This is a genomic window from Vibrio sp. Y29_XK_CS5, from assembly GCF_024181835.1.
In the GTDB taxonomy this organism is placed as follows: domain Bacteria; phylum Pseudomonadota; class Gammaproteobacteria; order Enterobacterales; family Vibrionaceae; genus Vibrio; species Vibrio harveyi.
The window spans coordinates 12,975-36,265 of sequence record NZ_JAMZAM010000010.1 but is presented as its reverse complement, the minus strand read 5'-3'; the positions used below and the strand labels follow the sequence as shown (position 1 = coordinate 36,265).

Below are 23,291 nucleotides of genomic sequence, written 5' to 3'. Positions count from 1 at the left end.
AGTGTTGTGAAAGGGAGAGTTTAGTGACTCGGAATCGCTATGCGTTTTTCTAGCCAGCGAACCGCTTGAGAGACCAAAAGAATCAGCACCAAATACTCTAAGACGAGAAATGTATAGATCTCTAATGGTAAGTACTCATTCACGACCAATTCATTAGCACGCCTTGTTAAGTCGCTTAGACCGATTACGCTGACTAACGAACTCATCTTAAGGATATAAACGAATTGATTCCCCAGCGGCGGTAAGATTTGGCGAAATGCTTGTGGAAGGATCACTAAGCGCATTTTTTGCCAGTAGTTTAACCCTAATGACTCCGCTGCCTCGTGTTGTCCGCGACTGATGGCTTGGATTCCCCCTCTAAATACTTCCGCCATAAAGGCACTTTCTGCGATAGTTAGCGCAATGACACCTGCCCAAAAGTGGTTTAAGGATACATCGAGTAACGTTGGCATTCCGTAATACACCCACAGCAACAATACCAAAACGGGAATAGAACGGATCACTTCCACATAAACGCGGTTGATCCACTTGAGCACTGGGGAGTCAGAAAGGGCGGGAAGAGCAATGATCAATCCGATGGTCATTGCAAACAGCATGCTGAGTAGTGACACTTGGATCGTGTCATTAAAACCGGCGACCAAAAACTTGATGTTTGTCAGCCCTTGCTCGGTTGATGGGTCAAGCACATACCAGCCCCACTGATAATCGGAACAACCGGTGAGAAACAGCAGCGAAACTAAGCATAGATGTCGATAGTTCACATTTACTCCCTGAACTGACTAAAAAACTTCCTTTGTTGCTGCTATGTTATCAATGAAGCCGTACTAATGGTTAATAATTAAAGGGAATATCTCCTACCGTCATTCTTTTAAGGGAATAGAAAATGAAAAAAACTTTGCTTGCGCTAGGAATGTGTTTGCTTGCGATAACTCAAGTCGCTCATGCAGAAAGTCGTCTACAAGAGATCTTAGATAAAGGTGTGTTGCGTGTCGGGACGACAGGGGATTGGAATCCGATGACGATGAAAGATCCAGCGACCAATAGCTATCGTGGTTTTGATATTGACGTCACCTCTGAGCTTGCCAAAGATCTTGGTGTTAAGGTGGAATACGTCGCGACCGATTGGAAAACGCTAGTCAATGGCATTACTGCCAACAAATACGATATTACGGGTAGTGCATCATTGAATATGTCACGAGCGAAAGTTGCGGGTTATAGCCAACCGTATTTCTACCTTGCGTTTGTTCCTGTTGTACAAAAGAAAGACTTAGCGAAGTTCTCTGATTGGGCTGACTTTGACAAACCTGATGTAAAAGTGGCGGCTACGCTGGGGACAGTACAAGAAAAGATGGTCAAAGATTTCTTTCCATCTGCACAACATATTGTGATTGAAGCGCCTGCGCGTGATTTCCAAGAATTATTAGCTCGCCGCGCTGATGTATCGGTAACATCCAATGTAGAAGCGGCAACGTTGGTGACCAAGTTTAAGCAACTGGCGATAGTGCCGGTGAAGGAGCCTCGTAAGCCTACCCCTATTGCGATGCTGCTACCTCAAGATGATCAAGTATGGATTAATTACATCAATCATTGGGTTGAGTTAAAGAAAACCCAAGGCTTCTTTGAGCAAACCGCTGAAAAGTGGGGACTGAAGAGCATGTAAGTTCGTTGCTTATTGTTACTAATACAGAATAAAAGAGCCGCTCAGCAGCGGCTCTTTGTTTTAAGATAACTTTGAATTGAATCTAAAGCTCGTCTTCACTCACTACGCGAGCATTGTCTGGAGTTGTGAAGTGTTTAGACAATTCACGGTTAGACAAGATGTAACCCATCCACAGACCACCCATACAGATGATGATTGCAACACCCGTTACCATCTGAGCTTGGCTTGCCATCGCTGCTACTAGCGCGCTTGATAGGCTGCTCACGGTAATTTGCAGGCTGTTTTGCAAACCAGCTGCGGTTGCAGGGCTTTGCTTCGCACTTGCCAATGCACGGTTTACTACGATTGGGTACAGCGCACCATTCGCTACCGCAATCAGGCAGAAAGGCGCTAGGATTGGCCAGATGGAGGTCAATTCCCACTGCGAAGCTACGAAGATAAGCAACGCGGCAACACTGAATAAACCGATCAACTGACGCAGAATTTTTTCATCACCAAATTTGCGAACACCAACTTTACCTAGGTAACCACCCACCATGAAAGCAATGGTTTGTGGGATAAAGCTCAAACCGATGTCTTTTGCTTCGTAGCCGAGTTGAGACATGATTTCTGGCATACCCGTTAGGTAAGCGAAGAAAGCTGCAGATGCCGTTGCAAACATAAACACGTTGCCTAGGTAAGTTTTAGATCCTAGAAGTGCTTTGATGTCAGACGACATGCTGGTTTGTTTTGTTTCTGCCTTGTCTTTTTTTTGCGCCATTGTCGCAACGACAAGCAGTACGCCCATCAGTGTCAACGCTACAAAAATGCTGTGCCAACCGAAACTATCTGCGAGCAGTACACCTAATTGAGGTGCTAATGCTGGAGACAGAGCCACCAGCGGCATGATGGTCGCAAAAATCTGTTGGCTACTGCTAGAGTGACGTTTGATCACCATCGCTTGCCAAATAACAGCTGGGGCACAGACACCAATTGCTTGAACAAAGCGCAGTGCTAATAGTTGCCACACTTGCTCACTGAATGCGAGACCGAAGGAAGCAACAGTAAACAGCACTAAACCAGCTGCCAGTGTATTACGGTGTCCAAATTTGTCTGAAGCCAAGCCCCACATCAATTGACCAAAAGCCATACCAACAAGAAATACGGTCAGTGAAAGTGCGATTTGTTCTGGACCTGTTGCAAAGTCGATTTCCATCGCTTTGAACGCAGGTAGGTACATATCGGTCGCAATAAAGCCAAGCATAGACAAGGCTGCAAGGTAAACGAGTTGTAGTTTTGATATTTTCATGATTCAACCAATCAAATTATTTAATCATTTTTTAGTCAATATCAGTTGGCGCCAACCCTGATTTATTTACCTCGCCATTCTATTTTTCGATTTTAAGAAAATAAAACGCTAAAATTATTGGTTATCAATCAAAAATTTTGAAAGGTCGAAATCATGTTCTCCAAGTCTTCACTGGAAATGCTCGATACCGTTGCTCGATTGGGCAGTTTTACTGCGGCTGCTGAAGTGCTGCATAAAGTCCCTTCTGCGATCAGCTACGGTGTTCGTCAAGTAGAGCAAGATCTCGATGTAGTGTTGTTCCGTCGATTACCGAGAAAAGTGGAACTGACACCAGCTGGAGAGTTGTTCATTGAAGAAGCGCGTTTAATGCTACGACAAATGGCTGAAGTGAAAGCACAAACTCGCCGCGCGGCACATGGTTGGCAGTCAACATTGAAGCTCACACTGGATAACGTGGTTAAACTCGATAAGCTTAAGCCTTTGGTTGAAGATTTTTATCGTGAGTTTGAATTTGCTGAGCTGCAAATCAACATGGAAGTGTTTAACGGCTCATGGGAAGCGATTGCCCAAGGGCGTGCTGATATTGTCGTCGGTGCAACGTCAGCGATTCCAGTTGGGGGTGATTTTGAAGTAAAAGACATGGGGGTATTGGATTGGGCATTTGTTATGTCACCTGCGCACCCTTGTGTTCGCCAGCAAGTCCTGACAGAAGAGTTTGTGAGTCAATTTCCGGCGATCTGTCTCGATGATACCTCGAACGTGCTGCCAAAACGTCATACTGGTCATTATCCGAAACAGCGTCGTCTGCTGTTACCTAATTGGTATAGCGCGATCGAATGTCTGAAGAATGGAGTAGGAGTCGGTTACATGCCGCGCCATATTGCTATGCCACTGATCCACGATGGTGTGCTGGTGGAAAAAGTCCTGGAGGATGATAAACCGTTGAGCCAATGTTGTTTGGTGTGGCGTAAAGATGACAATCACAAGTTGATTCAATGGATGGTGGATTACTTAGGTACACCAAATAAACTGCATCAGGATTGGCTGCAGTACTAACAAAAAGCCACTTTCAAGGAAAGTGGCTTTGGCGGGTCTAAGACAAGAAAAACTTGTAAGACGGGTTATCTGTTTCGTCTTTGCATTGATAGCCAAGTTCGCGCAAATGCGCAGAAAACTGAGCTAAATCGCTTTCATCTAACTCGAAACCACATAAAACGCGTCCGTAGTCAGCGCCGTGGTTACGGTAGTTGAACAAGCTGATATTCCAATGGGTACCGAGTGTACTCAAGAACTTCAGTAGCGCTCCCGGATATTCTGGAAACTCAAAGCTGTAGAGGCGTTCTTTGAGTGGCTTAGATGGCTTACCACCAATCATGTAGCGTACGTGCAGTTTCGCCATTTCATCATCAGAGAGGTCAACCACAGGGTAACCACCATCACGCAAGTCATGGATGATGTTTTCTAGTTCTTCCTGACCGCCTTGCAAACGCACACCGACAAAGATATTCGCCAGTGCGTCATCGTTGTAACGATAGTTAAACTCCGTTACGGCACGACCGCCAATGAGGTTACAGAACTCAAAGAAGGCACCTTGACGCTCAGGAATGGTGACCGCAAGCAGACCTTCACGTTTCTCACCAAGCTCGCAGCGTTCAGAAACATAACGCAAACCATGGAAGTTGGTGTTGGCGCCTGACAGTACGGTGCCTAGATTTTTGCCTTCGAGTTTGTTTTGCTCAGCAAACTTCTTTAAGCCCGCTAGAGCAAGTGCGCCGGAAGGTTCTGCGATAGCACGAGTATCTTCAAAGATGTCTTTCACAGCAGCGCAGATTTCATCACTGGAGACTGCGATATGCCCATCAATGTACTTTTGGCACAGACGAAACGTCTCTTCACCAATGCGCTTTACTGCGACGCCATCGGCAAACATGCTGACTTGGTCTAGTACGACTGGCTCACCAGCATCCAAAGCTGCTTTTAAGCATGAAGAGTCTTCTGGCTCGACCGCAATTACTTTGATTTCTGGCATCAACTGCTTCACAAGCACCGCTACGCCTGCGGCTAAACCGCCACCACCAACAGGTACGAAGATGTAATCCAGGTGACCATTTTGCTGCAGCATTTCCATGCCGATAGTACCTTGACCTGCAATCACCAGTGGATGATCGAATGGTGGGACAAAGGTATAACCGTTTAACTCGGATAGGCGCTCAGCTTCCGCTTTTGCTTCATCAAAATTACTGCCATGCAGCACCACGTTGCCACCAAACCCGCGTACCGCATCGACTTTGATATCTGGTGTGGTTTTTGGCATCACAATGGTGGTTTTTATGCCTAGCTTTGTACCCGAAAGCGCCATGCCTTGGGCGTGATTACCTGCGGATGCAGCAATGACACCAGCGGCTTTCTGTGCTTCAGACAGGCTTGCCACCATGTTGTAAGCACCGCGCAGTTTGAACGAGTGCACGGGCTGGCGATCTTCGCGCTTGATTTGCACATTGTTACCAATGCGTGCAGCAAGGCGAGGCATTTCTTGCAATGGGGTGACTGTCGCGACTTCATACACAGGAGCTCGCAAGATCTGGCGCAGATAATCTGCACCAGATTGGTTTTCCTGTTTTAAGGGAAAGGGTTGACTCATAAAGCTAGCCCTCGAGCTTAGATTTGTCTCGTACTGCACCTTTGTCAGCACTGGTCGCCATACTTGCGTAAGCTTTAAGTGCAAATGAAACTTCACGTTGGCGGTCAACAGGTTTCCAGCCTAGTTCGTCTTGTTTTGCACGTCGCTCAGCAAGCTCTTGTTCAGATACTTGGAGTGAAATTGAACGATTTGGAATATCAATTGCGATCATATCGCCTTCTTTTACCAGACCAATCGCACCACCATTTGCCGCTTCAGGAGAGGCGTGACCAATAGACAGACCTGATGTGCCTCCAGAGAAGCGACCGTCAGTCAGAAGTGCACACTCTTTACCGAGTCCCATCGATTTCAAGTAAGTGGTTGGGTACAGCATTTCTTGCATGCCCGGACCACCTTTAGGACCTTCGTAGCGGATAATTACCACGTCGCCCGCTTTAACTTTTCCGCCTAAGATGCCTTCAACGGCGTCTTCTTGGCTCTCGAAAACCACGGCAGGACCAGTGAACTTAAGAATGCTTTCATCAACGCCAGCGGTCTTAACGATACAGCCATCAAGTGCGATATTGCCAGATAGAACAGCTAGACCACCTTCTTGGCTGAAAGCATTGTCTTTGGCACGAATACAACCTTCAGCGCGGTCATCATCAAGTCGATCCCAGCGACAATCTTGTGAGAATGCTTGTGTAGTACGAATACCTGCAGGACCTGCGCGGTAGAACTTGAGTACTTCTTCGTCTTCAGTTTGGATGATGTCGTATTTTGCGAGCTGCTCTTTCATGGAAAGACCAAGTACGGTGCGCGCATCATTGTGCAGTAGACCGGCACGGTCAAGCTCACCAAGGATAGCCATTACACCACCAGCGCGGTGCACGTCTTCCATGTGATATTTCTGAGTGGACGGTGCGACTTTACACAGGTGCGGTACTTGGCGAGACAGGCGATCGATATCTTCCATATCAAAATCGACTTCGCCTTCTTGCGCTGCTGCCAATAAGTGCAAAATCGTATTAGTTGAGCCACCCATAGCGATGTCCAGTGCCATAGCATTTTCAAAGGCATCAAAGGTTGCGATGTTGCGTGGCAATGCGGATTCGTCATCTTGCTCGTAGTAACGACGAGTCAGTTCAACAATACGTCGACCCGCGTTAAGGAATAGCTGTTCACGGTCTGCGTGAGTCGCCAACATAGAACCGTTGCCTGGCTGAGAAAGACCGAGTGCTTCAGTTAAACAGTTCATCGAGTTTGCGGTAAACATGCCTGAACACGATCCACACGTTGGGCATGCACTGCGCTCGATCTGTTCGCTTTGCTCATCAGAAACTTTTGGATCTGCGCCCTGGATCATTGCATCAACAAGGTCTAGCTTGATGATCTGATCGGAAAGCTTGGTTTTACCCGCTTCCATTGGACCACCAGAAACAAAGATAACAGGAATGTTGAGACGCATTGATGCCATCAACATTCCCGGAGTGATTTTGTCACAGTTAGAGATACACACCATAGCATCGGCACAGTGTGCGTTTACCATGTACTCAACGGAGTCTGCGATCAGTTCGCGTGAAGGCAATGAGTACAGCATGCCACCGTGACCCATTGCGATACCATCATCAACGGCGATGGTGTTGAATTCTTTTGCGATACCGCCAGCTTTTTCGATTTCGCGTGCTACAAGCTGACCCATATCTTTCAGGTGTACGTGACCCGGAACAAACTGAGTAAATGAGTTTACTACTGCGATGATTGGTTTACCGAAGTCTTCTTCTTTGACGCCAGTGGCACGCCACAATGCACGTGCTCCCGCCATGTTACGACCATGTGTGGTGGTTGCTGATCTATATTTTGGCATTTCCTAATCCTTCTTACTTCTGTTCTGGGTACACATAGTCTAACCAGCCCCACTTATCTTCCGTGGTGCCGTTAAATAGGCCGAAATAGGCCGCTTGTAGTTCTTTGGTGATAGGACCGCGCTTACCGCTGCCTACTTCAATTTTGTCGATGGTTGCAACAGGCACGACTTCAGCGGCTGTGCCTGTCATGAAGACTTCGTCAGCAAGGTAAAGGGCTTCACGAGCAATGTTTGCTTCACGAACTTCATAGCCTTTATCACGCGCAATGGTCATGATTGAATCGCGAGTGATGCCTGGCAGAATAGCGCTGGTTGCTGGTGGTGTTGTGATGACGCCATCTTTGATAACAAAGATGTTTTCACCTGCGCCTTCCGATAAGTAACCATCTACGCTGAGAGCGATGCCTTCATCATAACCGTGACGACGAGCTTCACCGCCGACGAGCAGTGAAGATAGGTAGTTACCACCTGCTTTCGCTGCGGTAGGGATAGTATTTGGTGCTGCACGGTTCCAGCTTGAAATCATCGCATCAACACCTTTCTCTAACGCTTCTTCACCTAGGTAAGACCCCCAAGGGAAAGCCGCAATGATCAGATCCATTTCTGTGCCAACAGGCGGGCAAACACCCAGACCAACATTGCCCACAAAGCCCAATGGACGAATGTAAGCACTGTCGAGTTTGTTCTGGCGAAGGGTTTCACGTGTTGCTTCCATAATTTCTTCCACAGAGTATGGAATCGGGAAGCGGTAAATCTTGGCTGAATCTTTTAGACGTTGCGCATGTTCACGGTGACGGAAGACAATTGGTCCTTTTGGCGTGTTGTAACAGCGTACGCCTTCAAAAACAGAGGTGCCGTAATGCATTGCGTGAGTAAGAACGTGAACGTTCGCTTCAGCCCACGGGAGCATCTCACCATTAAACCAAATGTAATCTGCAGTTTTCGTTGCCATTTATTGCCTTCCTTATGCACTTACGTGTTGTTGTAAGTTGTGATTTGGGAGTTCATCGTTGCGGATCTTAAGTACTTCTACGGTACGAATATCCCACAACTTCTCAATTTGATTGACCAAGAACGAGATAGGTCGATCGCTGTCGACGATGATCTCTACGCTGGCTACTTTGCTTTCATGGTTTTGGGTAGCTGCGACTTGTTTGATCACAAAGCCTCGGTGACGAATCACACGAAGAACGCGCTCTAACAGTACCGGTTTGTCGTCGGCTTTGATGTCGAGTAAATATCTGTCCATGTGATTGCCTCTTAAGTGTTTTCCAACATGTCACTATTTGATGCACCTGGCGGTACAAGTGGCCACACGTTTTCTTCCTCATCGATTAAAACGTGAAGCATGTAAGAAGTCTTACTTTCTAGCATCTCTTTGAGAGCCGGTTCGACTTCTTCTTTCTTGGTGATGGTCTTGCCCGGGATATCGAAGGCTTTTGCAAGCATCACGAAATCTGGGTTGTCATCAAGAATGGTTTCGCTATGACGACCGTCGAAGAATAGCGACTGCCATTGGCGAACCATGCCAAGACGTTGGTTGTTAAGAAGGACTATCTTCACTGGAATCTGACGACGCTTTAGCGTGCCCAACTCCTGCACGTTCATCATAAATGAACCGTCACCTGTAATAAGGATAGACTGATCATCAGGACGTGCGACCGCGGCACCCATTGCGGCTGGCAGACCAAAACCCATGGTGCCAAGACCGGCCGAAGTGATGAAGTTTTGCGGATCGCGTGGTTGGATATGTTGTGCTGCCCACATCTGGTGCTGACCGACGTCGGTCGACACAATTGAGCTATCCGGCATCATGTCAGACAGTTGTTTGAGTAGTAGCGGTGCGTAGATCAACTCGCCTGGGTGGTCGTAACGCCATTTGAATCCGCTACGCAGACTTTCGCTGTGATGCACCCAAGGGGAGATATCTTGAGTCAGTTCTAGTTGAGGAAGAATCTTGCTGATTTCACCGCGAAGTGGTGCATTAGCATGGCGAAGCTTGTGAATTTCGGCTGCATCGATATCGATATGAATCACTTTGGCATGCGGCGCAAAGGTATCGAGTTTGCCCGTCACACGATCATCAAAACGAGCCCCAACCACAATCAAAAGGTCAGATTCTTGAACTACTAGGTTCGCAGCTTTAGTGCCGTGCATACCCAGCATACCTAAATAGTGTGGGTCATGACGTTCAATGGTGCCCAAGCCTTTCAGCGTGCTGACCGCTGGCATTGGGTTTAACCGTAGAAACTCGCGTACTGCATCTGTCGCTTTGGCAATCTGTACACCACCGCCGACGTATAAAACTGGGCGAGTTGAAGCGGCAAGTACTTCTTGTGCGCGCTGGATATCGGCGTCACTTGCTAATGGAGGGGCTGGTGGAACAAAAGGAGGCAGAAGTTCTGTGGGTGCTTGGGCAAGCTGAACGTCTTTGGCGATATCGACAATCACTGGACCTGGTCGACCTGTTTTTGCAACTTCGAACGCTTCGGCAAGTGTTGGAGCAAGGTCTTCAATGTCGGTCACTAGGTAGCTGTGTTTGGTACAAGCTAGGGACATACCAATCACATCCATTTCTTGGAATGCATCGGTACCGATATGAGAGCTAGCAACCTGACCTGTGATGGCTACTAGAGGAACGGAATCGAGAAAGGCATCGGCAAGACCAGTAACAAGGTTGGTGGCTCCTGGTCCGGAAGTTGCCATACAAACCGCAACGTCTTGTGTTGCGCGGGCCATCCCTATGGCGGCCATGGCAGCCCCTTGTTCATGACGACATAAGATGTGTTCCACACCTCCGTCATACAAGGCATCGTAGATCGGCATGATGGCTCCACCCGGATACCCAAACACCGTTTCGATGCCTTGTTGCCTTAAAGCGGCTACGACTAGTTCTGCACCGGTCATCGTAAACCTCCTTTGCTACGTTGTGGCTCGTAGCTATCGCCATGTGTTTTGCACTTCATGTGCACTCCCATTCTTCCCGTTAAGCTGTCTGAGGGTTAGACAGATGACAACTTGTAGTTGTAAAAAAACCCCCGGACTTTTCAGTGCGGGGGTTTTTCGTAATTTGTGGTTATCTTTCGCCCACAATACCCCGCGCGGTGCCAATAATGACCACGATAATCAGGGCTAGCAGTGAGTTGTTGTGAGCGAATAAGTTCATCTGTCTGTCGTTCTTTTTTTCGTTAAAAAGTAGTGTGTAATGTTCTACGAAAATGTTTGCGTCACTAGTGGTAACACACAAATCTGCTGCATGACAAGCAAAAAGTCATTCTTTTTTCACATTAAGTACCATTCTGGACAGGCTATATAACATATCCATATAGAAAACATCTGGTTATATAACGAACAAAAATTTGAGGAAATTATGGGGCTGGCAATCATTCATAGTCGAGCAAGTGTGGGTGTGCAAGCGCCGTCGGTAAGCGTGGAAGTCCACATCAGCAATGGGATGCCGGGGTTTACGCTGGTGGGTCTACCGGAAACCACAGTAAAAGAATCGAAAGATCGTGTCCGAAGTGCGATCGTTAATTCCAACTTTCAGTTTCCAGCAAAACGAATTACGGTCAATTTGGCTCCTGCTGACTTGCCCAAAGAAGGTGGGCGCTTTGATCTGCCGATTGCATTAGGGATTTTGGCTGCTTCAGAACAAATCGCGACAGATAAGCTCAAAAACTACGAATTTGTTGGTGAATTAGCCCTTTCTGGAGGGCTGAGACCTGTAAAAGGCGTGCTACCTGCTGCGTTGGCTGCGAATAAAAAACAGCGTCGTTTAGTGGTGCCTCATGCGAATGGTGATCAAGCGGCATTAGTGGGTAAAGAGCAGCATAAATCAGCCCAATCGTTACTGGAAGTGTGTGCTGAGCTTTGTGGTCAGCATCAATTGAATTTATATCAAACCCCGAAGAAAAAAGAGACCAAAACGCACGGTCGTGATTTACAAGACATCATTGGTCAACAACAAGGTAAACGCGCTTTAGAAATTGCTGCGGCTGGCAATCACAACCTACTTTTTCTTGGTCCTCCAGGTACAGGTAAAACCATGTTGGCATCACGGCTATGTGATTTATTGCCAGAGATGAGCGATGAAGAAGCCATGGAAACCGCTTCTGTGGCGTCGCTGACTCAAAGTGAAATCAATGAACACAATTGGAAGACGCGACCGTTCCGCGCTCCGCACCATTCCAGCTCAATGGCTGCTTTAGTCGGAGGTGGCTCAGTACCAAGACCGGGCGAGATATCTCTAGCCCATAATGGGTTGTTGTTTTTAGATGAGATGCCGGAGTTTGACCGTAAGGTACTCGATTCTTTGCGAGAGCCTTTGGAGTCAGGAGAAATTATTATCTCTAGAGCGCAAGGTAAAACGCGCTTTCCTGCTCGATTCCAATTGGTTGGTGCATTAAACCCCAGTCCGACAGGATATTATGAAGGGAATCAAGCACGGACGAATCCACAAGCTATTTTGCGCTACCTTGGACGTTTATCAGGTCCGCTTCTAGATCGTTTTGACATGTCGCTGGAAATTCCTGCTTTGCCGAAAGGCACATTATCTGAAGGGGGCGATCGAGGGGAACCAACAGCGGCGGTCAAGGAACGAGTAAATCAAGCACGCAATGATATGCTCAATCGCAGCGGTAAGGTTAATGCACTGTTGGGCAGTCGAGAGATTGAAGCGTTTTGCCCGCTACAAAAAAGCGATGCCGAGTTTCTAGAGAACGCTTTGCACCGCTTGGGATTGTCGATTCGCGCGTATCACCGCATCATCAAAGTTGCGCGTACTATCGCTGATCTGGAAGGTTCACCACAAATTGAACGAACTCACCTTGCAGAAGCATTGGGGTATCGAGCGATGGATAGATTACTCAAACAGTTGACGGCGCAGGCAGTATAAATTTAAGCCTGCTTTCGGTTGCGTTTATCTTGGTAGAGTGCTTGGTCTGCATGCTCGATACATTGCTCAAGATTCTCTTGGCACTCCACCAAGCCAAAACTGAATGAGATACCATGTAGATGGATATCATTTTCTACAAATTGGCGAATATTCAACAGGATGTCTTGAGCACTGGATAATGGCATGCAATCAAATAGGACGACAAACTCATCACCACCAACTCGGTAGAGCGTGCCATTCTCTCCCAGTTTTTGCATCATTAAGGTAGCAAAGTCGATCAGTACTTTATCTCCAATAGCATGACCATAAGTGTCGTTAACTTGCTTGAATTTATCCAAATCAAGATAAGCCACAACGCAGCAGTCACAGCCCTTTTGTATGGCTGACATCAACGCTTTTTTATTTAATGCACCTGTTAGGTGATCGTAATGCAGGCTTTGTTTTAACTGGTTTTGTTCTTCGATACGCGCTGTTATATCCCATGCCATCAATACGATATGACGCTCACCATTAACTTCGGTAAGGTAGCGCATAGATTCAAAGTGGTGATTTTGAAAGGTTTCAATATCCACTCGCATCGGGGCTTTGCTGTCGATCAAAGCTTGATCGTTGCGTTTGCATTGAAGTAACAGATCTCGTAGGTCTTCGTTATCACAATCTGTGATCATGTTGTCTAAGCTGATGCCGAGAATGTCTTCTTCGAAGAAAGCACGGTAGCGCTGGTTGAGGGCGACATGTTCACCTGTCTCTTTTCGCACAGCGATAAAACCCGGAAAGTTCTTGGAAAGAACGCTCATTAAGTTTTGTTCGGAAGCGTATTGAGGATCGATGTGCATGTATGGCTCTCGCAAATAATAAATAGGGTGCATATTATCCACAAGAGCGTTCGATTGGCTATTGTTTGAGCAATGAATTGTTTTTATTGTGACGATCAGTCCATTTTATACTCGCAGCAAATGGATCCCATTTACTGCGAGTATCGATCTTAGAAGTTGTAGTTCATACCAACTGAAACTAAATATTCTTTCTCATCGTAGAAAGTGATATTCGAATCGGTATTGCTGTAGCCAGCCAGAGAAATGAACGACCAGTTTTGCCAATCGAATACATTTTCGTATTCGTATGCCGCAAACAGACTTAATGTGTCGTCGCTACGTGTTTTACCAAACGTGTTGCTTGCTGATTGGTAGTCTTTCATTGTGTAGCCAGCGGTTAAGGCAAAGCGGTGACGGTTCATAAATTGGAACCAGCTTAAGTCTAAACCATATGAATCAAATGACTCGGCATCACCAACGGCATCTTGATTAATGTAGGTTAAAGCAGGTTGTAGCATTGATGTGCGACTCAACGGGATACGATAATCGCCTTTTACGTAATATACTTTCGCGTCACGGGCTAAAGTGCGGTCAGTGACTTCATCTTTTTCCACATCTTTGTCTGCGTATGCCAAATCAAGGTTAAAGTTGTCATCTAAGAAGCGTTTGATTTGGAAGCGGTACGCGTTGCCACCTTCGTCAGTGGTTTGTCTTGCAGAACCTGTTTTATATGGGTTGCGCCACGTTTCACCTTTTAAAACGGTAGGAAGGTAAGATACATCTAATATTGTGCCTGATGGCAATTGGTACTGATATCCTAACTGGAACGCTAAAGTACCCACTGCAATATCGGCACGCGTAGTACCAACGTATACTTGCTGGTTGAGTTTGCTACCAAATGTATAAGCGATGTTGCCTAATGGCGCAGCAATAAAGGAGCTATCACTCTCAGCGCTTTGATCGAGAGAGTTGATGGTGCTGCTATTATCGGTATTGAAATGAGATTCTGATGAAACGAAGCCTGCATTGAGCGAAATTTCACCGCTAAAACCTGCTGTTTCAGCAAGTTGAGCCTGAGCTGTACTGACGATAAGAGCCAAAGGCAGTAAGGTTAGCCTTGGATTCATTCGCTTTCTCCTTGTTTGTCGAATGAAGAATGTTAGTTGAGCGTTGGTCCGGTTTTACAGTGAAACAAATCTGACCATTATTACAAATATTCCAATGTGGCAACGGATTCGTATAATTACACGCTGTTTTATTGTTCACGTACACTAGTTACTGATTGGTTACCATGTTGGCATATTTGTTACTCATTTTTAACGCTTCTTTTGTGATTATAAATTCTGCGATTTGTTCCATCGCTATTTGTATCATTGCCATTTTTAAGCTTTTGCTTCCAACAGCAAAGCTCAAAGCCAAGGGTACCGAAGCTGCAAACAAAATGATGTGGGTTTGGGCTACAGTCAATGCAGGCATCCTTGCTTTGTTTAATCGCGTTGAATGGGATGTTCAAGGCGGAGAAAACTTAAAGAAAGATGGTTGGTACCTACTGATCAGTAATCATCTTAGTTGGACTGATATTGTTGTACTGTGCTGCGTATTTAAAGATCGCATCCCTATGCCTAAATTTTTCTTAAAACAACAGTTACTTTACGTGCCTTTTATCGGTATGGCTTGTTGGGCATTAGATATGCCATTTATGCGTCGCTATTCTCGTGAATATCTGCTTCGTAATCCACATAAACGTGGACAAGATTTGCAAACGACGCGCCGCTCTTGCGCCAAGTTTAAACATACACCAACTACAGTAGTGAATTACGTGGAAGGAACGCGTTTTACACAAGAGAAGCAGCGTAAAAGTCGAGCGGGTTATCAATATTTGTTGCAGCCAAAATCAGGTGGTATTGCTTATACGTTAGCGGCAATGGGTGAGCAATTTGAGAACATCATTGATGTGACCTTGGCATATCCAGATAATACGGAGAAGCCATTTAAAGATATTCTTATGGGGCGTATGACCAAGATTGTCGTGCGTGTGAAAGTGCTTCCTGTCGACGAACGTGTATTGGGCGATTATTTTAATGACAAGCCGTATAAACGCCAGTTCCAACAATGGCTTGGTGATGTTTGGCAGGAGAAAGATCAACTGCTGCAAGAAATACACAAATAAAGAAGGGGAGCACAGTGCTCCCCTTTCTTGTTTTTGCACAGATTACTTAAGCGTTAGCAAGTAGTTTACTAGTGCAAAGTACTCGTCCATTGACTTAATGCCTTGCGCTTGAACTAGGTACTTATTGTTAACGATAACTGCAGGAACGCCTGTTAGACCGCTGTTTTCAAATTGCTTGTCCATACGGCGAACCATTGAATCGACTGCGAAACCTTTGAATGCTGCGTCGAATTTTTTCGCGTCCACACCTTCGTCTAGGAAGATTTGACGAATTTCAGCATCGTCACGTGGTGGCTTACGCATGTTGTGGATACGGTTAAACATCACAGGCACCATCTTATCTTCTACTTTTAGAGCAACCATGGTCGCGTATGCTTTGCTCATTGAAGGCCCCATGTTTCCGCCCATGAAGGATACGTGGTTCTTCTGTAGTTTTACGCCTTCAGGTAGCTTTTGTTTCAGCTGCTGAATGATAGGCTCGAATGAATGACAGTGTGGGCAGTAGAAAGAGAAGAACTCAGTCACTACAGGCTTTTTCGATGCCTCTAGATCCAATACTTTGTAATGTTCACCTTCTTTGAATTGCGCTGCATGTGCCGACAGGCTTAGCATCAGCATAGAAAACAGTGCGAACAGCTTTTTCATTTAAATATCTCCATTTTGAATTGTTCGGCCTGACTTACCATTGAGGCATTAAAGACAGTGGTGCTTCTTCTAAGTTGGCAATCTGCTCTTTAAATGCAAGGACCTGACCTTCCCAGTATTTTGGCTCATTGAACCATGGAAAAGCGAGCGGAAATGCCGGGTCATGCCAACGTTTTGCTAGCCATGCCATATAGTGCACCATTCGTAGACCGCGAAGTGGTTCGATTAGTTTCAATTCTGCCGAGTTAAAGTCACAAAACTCCTGATAAGCTTCTAAGACGATATCCAACTGCATTAGTTTATCTTGGCGCTCACCATTGAGTAGCATCCATAAGTCTTGCACTGCTGGACCATTACGTGAGTCATCCAAATCGACAAACATGGGACCATCGCGCCATAAGATGTTGCCCGGATGGCAATCTCCGTGTAGGCGAATGGTATTGAAACCATCCTGCCAGTGGCTTTCAATCGATTTGATTAACATGTCTAAATCGTTGAAGAAGCTGTTCTCTAAATGCATTGGGATCATGTTAGCGTTTTGCAGAATCTTTCTTGGCTGATAAAGATATTCTTGCAAGCCAATCGTTGGGCGATGCTGGAAGGCTTGGCGGCTGCCTACTTTGTGGATGCGCCCTAAAAAACGACCGACACCTTCTAGCTGATCTAAGTTGTCGACTTCATATTGACGACCTCCCACACTCTCAAACAAAGCAAAGCCGTAGCCTTGGTAATGGTGTAGGGTGTGTCCGTTGATGCGCACGGGTGGAGCAACTGGGATTTCGTTGTCGATCAATTCAAGGGTGAAGTCATGTTCTTCTTGAATTTGTTCATTGCTCCAGCGCTCTGGACGGTAGAACTTCACCACATAGCGCTTGCGTTCTTCATCGGTGAACTGGTAAACGCGGTTTTCGTAGCTGTTGAGAGCGAGAAATCCAGATTCCGCTCGAATACCGATGCTCTCTAACGCGTACCACATAAAGTCTGGCGTGAGGGCATCAAAGTTGAAGGTGCCTTGGGACATATAAATAAAAAGGCTCATTGCTGAGCCTTTTTCCATTGGTCATCGAAGTTATAGCTTCTTGATAAATCGGCTTTCCACTTCAATGGTGAATTCGTTGCTCTTATCGGTGAGTATAAACTGAATTGTTGTGATCGCAGAGTTTAGCTTGTCAGGATCTGCGCCAAGGCTCATTGGTAAGTTTAATACTTCTCCTGGTTCAACTTGAATGGTTTGTTTGCCATACCAGCTGACATCACTCAAACCTTCGACGTTCAAGTCGTACTCTTGAACTTGTTGGGTCTTGTTGATCACTTTTAAGGTATAGGTGTTTTCTACTTCGCCTGAGCTGTTAACGCGGAACAATTGGTTACGGTCACGCAGCACGCTCATGCCTGCTGGATCAACCGATGCCACTTGTAGGAAGAACAAGCCAATCATGACTAACAGTACCGCACCATAACCAAGCAGTTTTGGACGCATGACTTTGGTACTCTTACCTGAGAGTCGATGCTCTGTGGTGTAGTTGATCAGACCTTTCTCGTAACCCATGCGCTCCATGGTGTTGTCACATGCATCAATACACGCGCCACAGTTGATACACTCATACTGCAAGCCATCCCGGATATCGATACCAGTCGGACATACCTGAACACACAAATCACAATCGATACAGTCACCTAAACCAAGTTGCTTTGGATCGGCTTTGCGTGAACGAGGACCACGCTTTTCACCACGTTTGGTGTCGTAACCCACGATGAAGGTGTCTTTATCGAACATAGCCGATTGGAAACGCGCATAAGGGCACATGTGAATACACATAATAGAGCGCATCCAGCCAGCGTTACCGTAAGTACAAATAGCAAAAAACATCACCCAAAATACGGGCCAGAAGTTGGCATTAAAGGTGAAAAAGTCGACGACTAATTGCTTCATGGGTACGAAATAGCCAACAAAGGTAAAGCCTGTCGCAAGAGCTATCGCAAACCACGCAATGTGTTTGAGGGTTTTGCGCATGGCTAAATTTGCAGTCAGCTTATTGGAGTCCTGCTTTCGGCGTTTATTTGCACTGCCTTCGAGCTTCTCTTCAAACCAAATATAGATGAAGGTCCACACGGTTTGCGGGCACAAGTAGCCACACCAAACCCGCCCCAAGAAGGTGGTGATAAAGAACAGCCCAAATGCTGCTATTACAAACAGCAGTGCGAGTAGGGTAAGGTCTTGTGGATACAGCGTTGTGCCGAAAAAGTTGAACTGCTGGTTACCGATGTCCAGCAAAATGGCTTGGCGCTCGCCGTAAGGAATCCATGGTACCAATGCAAACAGCAACAATAAAAACCAACCGCCGTAGCGACGGAGTTTCTGAAAGGTGCCTTTACTTTCTCGAACATAGATTCGATTACTTGGGTTGAAACGATCCCCTTTCCCTTTGTGGGTTTTCGGGTTAAAGGTTTTTGGAGTCACATCTTTGATATCAATCTTATCCTGACTCATGCATACATCCTTCTTTAGGCTTTTTATAATGTACGGCGACACTTCTAGTGATGTCGCTCGATGACATTGCTGCTTCGTCCATGCCATGATTCATGGCTGAACATAATTATTTTAGTAAATACTGATGAACGGCGATTATACAATCAATAACAATTCCGTTTCTTTAACGCAGTCAACGTTTAACAACAAAAGTCAGTACAGTTAACCTAATAAATGACTGAACAGTTATAACCACCTTTTTAAACTGTTTGATTTAGTTATAAAAAAAGCGACTCAAATGAGTCGCTTATCAATGCTTGGGTGTTGAGCGGTTTACTTGATGATACCGCGTGCGCGTAGGATTGCTGTCTTGAAATCATCTTCTTGGTCTTTCTTAAGACCTGGGATCATTTCATCTTTGCCGCTGTTGCGCATTTTTAGGTGGTAGATCAACACGTCGTCGGTGAGATCTTCCAGTTTGCCTTCATAGCCAGCTTCATTTGCTAGCTTTAGGATGAACTGCAGCAGGTTCATTTCTTGGTCTTTATGCCACTCAGGCTCTAGAAGCTCAAGCAACTCTTCAATACGATGACACTTCATTTCTTTCTCCACAGAATTTATAGGTGTTATTTGCTACTAAAGGTATCAAATTGCTTGGCGAACACCAAATAGGAAAGGTAGGGGAGTAAAGAAAAAAGCGCGGTGATTGCCGCGCTTTTTAATTAAGCTGCTTTGATAACTTTGTTTGGAACACTTGGCATAACCGCTGTCTTCTCAACCAGAGTCATTGCTGGCGCAACTTGTTTTGCCTTTGGCGCAGTAGTGAAACCACTGCGACGGCGCATTGCACTACGATTAGTATGTGCGAACCTGACTGTTGTTGGGCGCATTTAGATACCTAACTGCCAGGCATATCCATTGCCGATGTAATGGCCTGATTCATTATGAGTTGAGCTTCAACTGCTTGAAGGGTGGCTCTTCTGGCTCTCGCCAATCCAAATAATGCATCAGGAATAACGATATGCATGCATATCATGTATAGGTTAGCACTCCTGCTATAATTGGTCGATAGTTGAGCAGTTGAATTGTATGGATTTTATGGTTTTCTGTGCGAAATCGAGACGAAAATTTGTTTTGATCCCATGATCAGCAGTAGTAGTATGAGATCTCTACGAAGGAGGTGCATATGTCATTTTTGAAGAAGACACTTGCGAGTTTTGGGATCGGCAGTGCTAAGGTCGATTCGATCCTAAACCAAGATGTACTGTATCCCGGTCAGAGCGTTGATGTTTCTATCCACGTGTATGGCGGAGCGACTGAACAAGCGATCGACAACATCGATCTGAAGCTTTGTTGCCGTTACATTGCAGAAGCGCCTGATGATCGCGGAGCTCGCGAAGGACACAGCATGCGTCGGGTACCGCAAACGCATGTGCTTGCTAACTGGAACCTCCCATACGCATTTACTATCCATCCCGGCGAAGACCGTACTTTTGAGGTTAAACTCGATGTGCCTTGGAATACGCCTGTGACCATTGGTGATGCCAAAGTTTGGCTAGAGACCGGCCTAGACGTTGCGATGGCGCTCGACCCTACCGACAAAGACATTCTTACTGTTAGACCTGACCCACTTATGGATGCCATTTTGTCTGCTTTTGAATCGCAAGGTTTGCGTATCCGCCAAGTCGAGTGTGAAGAAGTGAAAGGCTTTGATTTGCCATTCGTGCAAGAGTTTGAAATGGTGCCAACCGATGGACCATATCATGGCGTATGGCGTGAATTAGAGTTTGTTGCTCATCGCGACGAGCAGGCTCTTAAACTTTGGTTTGAAGTTGACCGTACACGAAGTGGGGCGAGTGGCATGTTGGCGAGCCTACTAGGCAGCGGCAAACTTAAACGAGAACTGAGCATTCCAGTTAGCACCCAATTAGAAGATGTAGGTCCGCTGGTACTGAATTACCTTGAGCAAACCACTGCTGCCCACGAGTCATAATTTAAGCTTACACGTGTAAGCTTAATGTGCCATACTAGAGTGAATATTCGAAACTCTAGTATAGGCGCGTTCATGTCCTCACCACAGAAAGCACAATACAGTCAGGGCGAAGAGCTAGCCAACTCGATCACTCATGGTATTGGGATGATTTTTGGCATCGTTGGTTTGGTGTTGCTTTTAATCAAGGCGATCGACCACCAAGCGGATACGTTGACCATTACCAGCATGGCAATATACGGCTCTAGTATGATTGTCCTGTTTCTGGCATCCACGCTCTACCACGCCATTCCATATCCCAAAGCTAAACGTTGGCTGAAAACCTTCGATCACTGCGCCATCTATCTTTTGATTGCAGGCAGCTACACGCCGTTTTTATTGGTGAGTCTGCGTACTCCATTAGCGATTGGGCTGATGATTGTGATTTGGACCATTGCGCTGATTGGTATCATCATGAAGGTTGCATTTGTATATCGATTCAAGAAGCTGTCTTTGATGACGTATCTGGTGATGGGGTGGTTGTCGCTGATTGTGATTTATCAGTTGGCGATTAATTTAGATATTGGTGGCTTGACACTATTAGCGGCGGGTGGATTGGTGTATTCAATTGGGGTGATTTTCTACGTAGCGAAACGAATCCCATTTAATCACGCAATTTGGCACGGCTTTGTTTTGGCGGGGTGTGTATGCCATTTCTTCGCTATTTACTACTTTGTCGAGCCTATCTAGTTGATAGAAATAGACTCGACTAAGCATATTTTATTGTATTAGCGGGTCTTTACTTCTAATACTTCTGCCGAGAACTGGTATTGCTGCGACTGCGGTACTGCCAGCTTGATTGCTTTACCTTGCTCAGCTTGTTGCGGACGTAGGTAAGTGTCTGCCATACGTTTTATGGATTGCCAAACTGTGAAGCTTTCTTTCGCCAACGGTTTACCAGACATATCGAATACCTGTACTTCCACTTCAACCTGAATCACCGATTGTGAGCTTTGATTGGTTACTGAGGTCGGTAGGATCAGTTCACCGTCTTCATAACGCGCTGAACCAATCAACACATCCACACCAGAGTTGGACAGCTGCATTGTCGGCTTCTTCGCATTCACGACTATGGTTGTGCCCACTTTTTTGTTTACGACTGGAATTGTTGCAATCTCAGGTGCTTTAGTGGTTTGCGTGGTGACTGCTTCTACGGCTGTTGTTGATGCAACAACCGCAGCCGCCTCTACCGCCTCAACTTTTTCTAATGTGTTTTCAGACGCTGCTTTCTTCACGACGTACTCCCATGTGAAGTCGTCATTCAATTTTACTTCGCGCCCATCTGCTAGCTTCACGACTTCAGCTGCGTAAACGGATGAAGAGGCGAGTAGGGTCGCCAGAGTGATCCATGTTTTCATTGTTATACCTTTTATTTGAGTCTGTTTAACGGCGCCAAAACGCAGGGAAGAACAGTACAAGAATAGTCAGAATTTCCAAACGCCCCATTAACATACCAAAGCTTAATAACCATTTTGCAGTGTCAGGCAGTGGGGCAAAGTTACCCGTTGGTCCAATGATGTCACCCATCCCCGGTCCCACGTTTGCAACTGCGGTAATCGACCCCGAAATACTGGTGACTGGATCAAGGCCGAGAGCACTTAAACAACCAGCAATGAAGATGATGGTGATGAAAAACATCAAACCAAACGCCACCACAGAGCGAACAATATCATCGTTTACAGGGCGTTGATTGTAGCGCTGAACAAAAACACCTGAAGGGTGAATAAGCTTCATGATTTGCTTGTTGAGTAGTGTCATCGCGATCTGAAAACGGAAGATTTTAATCCCGCCTGAGGTGGAGCCTGAACATGCGCCTGCCATCATCAAGAAAGCAAACAATGTCGATGGCAATGCGCCCCAAGCTGTGAAATCTTCCAGGCCAAAACCCGTAGTGGTGACCACTGAAACAATATTGAACATTGAAACTCGCAGTGCATCCAAAATGGTGTAGCCATCACGAAGTACCAACCAAGCGGCGACCACTAAGCTTGAAAACAAAAATAGGTAAGCAAAGCCGCGAACTTGGGCGTCTTTCATCAAGACATCGATACTGCGCTTACGTAATGCCGCTACGAACAGTAGGAATGGCAAACCACCGAGGAACATAAAGGTGGTCGCAACCCAATGAGCACCGTTGGAGAAATGGTTCATCGAACCATCTGATGTCGAGTAACCGCCGGTGGATAGAGTCGTGAATGCGTGGTTGATTGCTTCAAACAGGTTCATGCCAGTTAACAAGTATCCCACGATACACAAGCCTGTCAGCATCAAATACACCAATACGATGTTCTTCGCGACAGTCTTAGCTCTTGGGCTGCTTTTGTCTGACCAATCGGAGGATTCGGTTTGGAATAGCTTCATACCACCAACGTTAAGCATCGGTAGGATAGCTACTGCCATAACGATAAAGCCAATACCACCCAACCATTGCAAGATAGAACGCCACAGTAAGATGCTTGGCGCCATGTTGTCTAAACCACTAAGTACGGTCGAACCCGTAGTCGTGATACCTGACATGGTTTCGAAGTAGGCGTCGGTAAAGCTGATATGGTTGATAAAGACAAATGGCAGGGCGGCAAACGCACTGGCGATAGTCCATACCAAACTGGTGATGAGAAACATATCACGCACGCTGAGTTTGAATTTGGCGGTTCGACCAATCGTTAAACAGATAAAAGCGGCGAGATGAGTGATCACTACTGCTTGGGCGAAGTCGAGGAACCCGCCCGTACCAGTGAAAAACGCGACCAAAGTCGGCACGTACATAAAAAGGGCTAGTTTGGATAAAACCAGCCCGATAACAAACAGTACGGGACGTAAGTTGACCATAGGA

The 23,291-nt window shown here is 46.1% G+C and carries 22 protein-coding genes; 6 read left to right on the top strand and 16 right to left on the bottom strand.

The window, feature by feature from the left end; genetic code table 11:
* Nucleotides 1-20: 20 nt before the first annotated feature.
* Nucleotides 21-761 carry an amino acid ABC transporter permease gene (locus NL647_RS24945; RefSeq protein ID WP_009699092.1) on the bottom strand — a complete coding sequence of 247 codons (741 nt, stop codon included), beginning with the start codon at nucleotides 759-761 and terminating at the stop codon, nucleotides 21-23.
* Between the two features lie 122 nt (nucleotides 762-883).
* Here NL647_RS24945 and NL647_RS24940 point away from each other — a divergent pair, with 122 nt between their 5' ends.
* Nucleotides 884-1,660 carry a transporter substrate-binding domain-containing protein gene (locus NL647_RS24940; RefSeq protein ID WP_009699091.1) on the top strand — a complete coding sequence of 259 codons (777 nt, stop codon included), beginning with the start codon at nucleotides 884-886 and terminating at the stop codon, nucleotides 1,658-1,660.
* Nucleotides 1,661-1,742: 82 nt separating this feature from the next.
* Here the strand turns inward: NL647_RS24940 and punC are convergent, their stop codons facing one another.
* Entirely contained in the window at nucleotides 1,743-2,948 is a 1,206-nt protein-coding gene (gene punC / locus NL647_RS24935) for a purine nucleoside transporter PunC (protein WP_187992605.1), read from the bottom strand.
* A 153-nt stretch (nucleotides 2,949-3,101) separates the two neighbouring features.
* On the opposite strand from punC, the gene punR reads away from it, so the two are divergent.
* Nucleotides 3,102-4,004, top strand: a complete 903-nt coding sequence (punR, locus tag NL647_RS24930; protein ID WP_005451018.1) for a DNA-binding transcriptional activator PunR — start codon at nucleotides 3,102-3,104, stop codon at nucleotides 4,002-4,004.
* A 37-nt stretch (nucleotides 4,005-4,041) separates the two neighbouring features.
* On the opposite strand, the gene ilvA is transcribed toward punR, so the two are convergent.
* From ilvA to ilvG, 5 genes are read right to left on the bottom strand one after another with little or no spacing between them, the layout of a single operon-like run.
* Complete coding sequence (gene ilvA / locus NL647_RS24925; RefSeq protein WP_005429804.1) at nucleotides 4,042-5,589, bottom strand: threonine ammonia-lyase, biosynthetic; 1,548 nt, start codon at nucleotides 5,587-5,589, stop codon at nucleotides 4,042-4,044.
* 4 nt (nucleotides 5,590-5,593) lie between these two features.
* On the bottom strand, nucleotides 5,594-7,435 hold the full coding sequence (gene ilvD, locus NL647_RS24920) for a dihydroxy-acid dehydratase (protein ID WP_005451017.1): 1,842 nt from the start codon (nucleotides 7,433-7,435) through the stop codon (nucleotides 5,594-5,596).
* A 13-nt stretch (nucleotides 7,436-7,448) separates the two neighbouring features.
* The gene (gene ilvE / locus NL647_RS24915; protein ID WP_005451015.1) at nucleotides 7,449-8,387 is read right to left on the bottom strand and encodes a branched-chain-amino-acid transaminase; all 939 of its coding nucleotides are present in this window, start codon (nucleotides 8,385-8,387) and stop codon (nucleotides 7,449-7,451) included.
* A gap of 12 nt (nucleotides 8,388-8,399) precedes the next feature.
* Entirely contained in the window at nucleotides 8,400-8,684 is a 285-nt protein-coding gene (ilvM, locus tag NL647_RS24910) for an acetolactate synthase 2 small subunit (protein ID WP_005440786.1), read from the bottom strand.
* Nucleotides 8,685-8,695: 11 nt separating this feature from the next.
* Nucleotides 8,696-10,342, bottom strand: coding sequence for an acetolactate synthase 2 catalytic subunit (ilvG, locus tag NL647_RS24905; protein WP_038897973.1), 1,647 nt, complete (start codon nucleotides 10,340-10,342; stop codon nucleotides 8,696-8,698).
* A 463-nt stretch (nucleotides 10,343-10,805) separates the two neighbouring features.
* Between ilvG and NL647_RS24900 the strand changes: the two genes are divergently transcribed.
* A complete protein-coding gene (locus NL647_RS24900) occupies nucleotides 10,806-12,329 on the top strand; it encodes a YifB family Mg chelatase-like AAA ATPase (RefSeq protein WP_005451005.1) in 1,524 nt (507 codons plus the stop codon).
* Nucleotides 12,330-12,331: 2 nt separating this feature from the next.
* Here the strand turns inward: NL647_RS24900 and NL647_RS24895 are convergent, their stop codons facing one another.
* Entirely contained in the window at nucleotides 12,332-13,165 is an 834-nt protein-coding gene (locus tag NL647_RS24895; protein ID WP_038897975.1) for a GGDEF domain-containing protein, read from the bottom strand.
* A gap of 149 nt (nucleotides 13,166-13,314) precedes the next feature.
* Nucleotides 13,315-14,271 carry a DUF2860 domain-containing protein gene (locus tag NL647_RS24890; RefSeq protein WP_017190999.1) on the bottom strand — a complete coding sequence of 319 codons (957 nt, stop codon included), beginning with the start codon at nucleotides 14,269-14,271 and terminating at the stop codon, nucleotides 13,315-13,317.
* 164 nt (nucleotides 14,272-14,435) lie between these two features.
* On the opposite strand from NL647_RS24890, the gene NL647_RS24885 reads away from it, so the two are divergent.
* Nucleotides 14,436-15,314, top strand: a complete 879-nt coding sequence (locus NL647_RS24885; RefSeq protein WP_005451002.1) for an acyltransferase — start codon at nucleotides 14,436-14,438, stop codon at nucleotides 15,312-15,314.
* 42 nt (nucleotides 15,315-15,356) lie between these two features.
* Here the strand turns inward: NL647_RS24885 and NL647_RS24880 are convergent, their stop codons facing one another.
* The 5 genes from NL647_RS24880 to NL647_RS24860 form a co-directional block, all read right to left on the bottom strand.
* A complete protein-coding gene (locus NL647_RS24880) occupies nucleotides 15,357-15,959 on the bottom strand; it encodes a thiol:disulfide interchange protein DsbA/DsbL (protein ID WP_005451000.1) in 603 nt (200 codons plus the stop codon).
* 34 nt (nucleotides 15,960-15,993) lie between these two features.
* Entirely contained in the window at nucleotides 15,994-16,980 is a 987-nt protein-coding gene (locus NL647_RS24875) for a serine/threonine protein kinase (RefSeq protein WP_005450998.1), read from the bottom strand.
* Nucleotides 16,981-17,028: 48 nt separating this feature from the next.
* The gene (gene ccoG / locus NL647_RS24870; RefSeq protein WP_005450996.1) at nucleotides 17,029-18,450 is read right to left on the bottom strand and encodes a cytochrome c oxidase accessory protein CcoG; all 1,422 of its coding nucleotides are present in this window, start codon (nucleotides 18,448-18,450) and stop codon (nucleotides 17,029-17,031) included.
* A 312-nt stretch (nucleotides 18,451-18,762) separates the two neighbouring features.
* Complete coding sequence (locus NL647_RS24865; RefSeq protein WP_005450994.1) at nucleotides 18,763-19,029, bottom strand: YihD family protein; 267 nt, start codon at nucleotides 19,027-19,029, stop codon at nucleotides 18,763-18,765.
* A 122-nt stretch (nucleotides 19,030-19,151) separates the two neighbouring features.
* Nucleotides 19,152-19,319: a hypothetical protein gene (locus NL647_RS24860; protein WP_005450993.1), complete on the bottom strand. Its 168-nt coding sequence runs from the start codon at nucleotides 19,317-19,319 to the stop codon at nucleotides 19,152-19,154.
* Between the two features lie 296 nt (nucleotides 19,320-19,615).
* On the opposite strand from NL647_RS24860, the gene NL647_RS24855 reads away from it, so the two are divergent.
* Together NL647_RS24855 and NL647_RS24850 are read left to right on the top strand one after the other, a co-directional pair.
* Entirely contained in the window at nucleotides 19,616-20,422 is an 807-nt protein-coding gene (locus tag NL647_RS24855; protein ID WP_253650770.1) for a sporulation protein, read from the top strand.
* A gap of 72 nt (nucleotides 20,423-20,494) precedes the next feature.
* Entirely contained in the window at nucleotides 20,495-21,148 is a 654-nt protein-coding gene (locus tag NL647_RS24850; protein ID WP_005450987.1) for a hemolysin III family protein, read from the top strand.
* 38 nt (nucleotides 21,149-21,186) lie between these two features.
* Here NL647_RS24850 and NL647_RS24845 read toward each other — a convergent pair whose 3' ends face one another.
* Both NL647_RS24845 and NL647_RS24840 read right to left on the bottom strand, forming a co-directional pair.
* Nucleotides 21,187-21,816, bottom strand: a complete 630-nt coding sequence (locus NL647_RS24845; RefSeq protein ID WP_253650769.1) for a DUF3157 family protein — start codon at nucleotides 21,814-21,816, stop codon at nucleotides 21,187-21,189.
* Nucleotides 21,817-21,841: 25 nt separating this feature from the next.
* Nucleotides 21,842-23,287, bottom strand: coding sequence for a TrkH family potassium uptake protein (locus NL647_RS24840; RefSeq protein WP_005450983.1), 1,446 nt, complete (start codon nucleotides 23,285-23,287; stop codon nucleotides 21,842-21,844).
* Nucleotides 23,288-23,291: the final 4 nt, after the last annotated feature.

Excerpts from the sequence above, each read along its gene's own strand:
- NL647_RS24940 (WP_009699091.1), top strand. The coding sequence starts at position 884 with ATGAAAAAAACTTTGCTTGCGCTAGGAATGTGTTTGCTTGCGATAACT.
- punC (WP_187992605.1), bottom strand. The coding sequence starts at position 2,948 with ATGAAAATATCAAAACTACAACTCGTTTACCTTGCAGCCTTGTCTATG.
- punR (WP_005451018.1), top strand. The coding sequence starts at position 3,102 with ATGTTCTCCAAGTCTTCACTGGAAATGCTCGATACCGTTGCTCGATTG.
- ilvA (WP_005429804.1), bottom strand. The coding sequence starts at position 5,589 with ATGAGTCAACCCTTTCCCTTAAAACAGGAAAACCAATCTGGTGCAGAT.
- ilvD (WP_005451017.1), bottom strand. The coding sequence starts at position 7,435 with ATGCCAAAATATAGATCAGCAACCACCACACATGGTCGTAACATGGCG.
- ilvE (WP_005451015.1), bottom strand. The coding sequence starts at position 8,387 with ATGGCAACGAAAACTGCAGATTACATTTGGTTTAATGGTGAGATGCTC.
- ilvM (WP_005440786.1), bottom strand. The coding sequence starts at position 8,684 with ATGGACAGATATTTACTCGACATCAAAGCCGACGACAAACCGGTACTG.
- ilvG (WP_038897973.1), bottom strand. The coding sequence starts at position 10,342 with ATGACCGGTGCAGAACTAGTCGTAGCCGCTTTAAGGCAACAAGGCATC.
- NL647_RS24900 (WP_005451005.1), top strand. The coding sequence starts at position 10,806 with ATGGGGCTGGCAATCATTCATAGTCGAGCAAGTGTGGGTGTGCAAGCG.
- NL647_RS24895 (WP_038897975.1), bottom strand. The coding sequence starts at position 13,165 with ATGCACATCGATCCTCAATACGCTTCCGAACAAAACTTAATGAGCGTT.
- NL647_RS24890 (WP_017190999.1), bottom strand. The coding sequence starts at position 14,271 with ATGAATCCAAGGCTAACCTTACTGCCTTTGGCTCTTATCGTCAGTACA.
- NL647_RS24885 (WP_005451002.1), top strand. The coding sequence starts at position 14,436 with ATGTTGGCATATTTGTTACTCATTTTTAACGCTTCTTTTGTGATTATA.
- NL647_RS24880 (WP_005451000.1), bottom strand. The coding sequence starts at position 15,959 with ATGAAAAAGCTGTTCGCACTGTTTTCTATGCTGATGCTAAGCCTGTCG.
- NL647_RS24875 (WP_005450998.1), bottom strand. The coding sequence starts at position 16,980 with ATGTCCCAAGGCACCTTCAACTTTGATGCCCTCACGCCAGACTTTATG.
- ccoG (WP_005450996.1), bottom strand. The coding sequence starts at position 18,450 with ATGAGTCAGGATAAGATTGATATCAAAGATGTGACTCCAAAAACCTTT.
- NL647_RS24865 (WP_005450994.1), bottom strand. The coding sequence starts at position 19,029 with ATGAAGTGTCATCGTATTGAAGAGTTGCTTGAGCTTCTAGAGCCTGAG.
- NL647_RS24860 (WP_005450993.1), bottom strand. The coding sequence starts at position 19,319 with ATGCGCCCAACAACAGTCAGGTTCGCACATACTAATCGTAGTGCAATG.
- NL647_RS24855 (WP_253650770.1), top strand. The coding sequence starts at position 19,616 with ATGTCATTTTTGAAGAAGACACTTGCGAGTTTTGGGATCGGCAGTGCT.
- NL647_RS24850 (WP_005450987.1), top strand. The coding sequence starts at position 20,495 with ATGTCCTCACCACAGAAAGCACAATACAGTCAGGGCGAAGAGCTAGCC.
- NL647_RS24845 (WP_253650769.1), bottom strand. The coding sequence starts at position 21,816 with ATGAAAACATGGATCACTCTGGCGACCCTACTCGCCTCTTCATCCGTT.
- NL647_RS24840 (WP_005450983.1), bottom strand. The coding sequence starts at position 23,287 with ATGGTCAACTTACGTCCCGTACTGTTTGTTATCGGGCTGGTTTTATCC.